General features: G+C 68.1%; 1 pseudogene. It reads right to left on the reverse strand.

The features are described 5' to 3' along the window. A pseudogene (locus JHD07_RS33770) lies at positions 1–652 on the reverse strand (tetratricopeptide repeat protein); the annotation flags it as partial.

Raw genomic sequence — 652 nt, forward strand, 5'->3', positions numbered from 1 at the left:
GGGCGGCAGCGCGGCGGACGCCTCCGGCTTCACCTCGGGCTTGATGTCGATCTTGGCTTCACGCGCGATGGTCTCGGAGCTCGGCGGTGCGATCTCGCGCTGGACATCCTTCGCCTTCTCGGCCGCCCGCCTGTCCGGCGCAGGCGCAGGTGCTTGACCGGCAGGCTTCAACTGCGCGATCGCCGCCTCGGGCCCCGCGGCCGACTTGCCCTTGTCCGGCTGGAACGAGACGTCGACGACATAGTTCTTCTCGTCCCGGAACGAATGCACGTCGGAATCGCCGATCAGCGCGATCTCGACATTGGTCTGGTCGATCTCGGATTTCTGCTTGATCGAGGCGACGTTCGGCGGCGCCGCGACGACGGCGTCCGCCAGGTCGAAATTGAGATTGGCGTTGAAGAGGAGCGTGAGCTTCTGCTCGTTGAGCACGGAGGAGACGCCGACGCCGTCGGGCATCTCGAACACGAAGCGTACGAAGGTCGGCTGCACCGAGGCACGCACGCGGATCTGCGGACGCTTCTTGGCCTCGGCGGCGGCGCGCTGGGCCCGCAGCGCACGCTCGGCGGCGCGCGCGCGTTCGGCCAGTTCCTTGACGACGTCCATCGGCAGGCTCGGCGGCGGTCCCTTCCATCCCTCCGGCAGGAGGTCGATG

Origin of the sequence: Bradyrhizobium sp., from assembly GCF_016462955.1 — a bacterium.
In the GTDB taxonomy this organism is placed as follows: domain Bacteria; phylum Pseudomonadota; class Alphaproteobacteria; order Rhizobiales; family Xanthobacteraceae; genus Bradyrhizobium.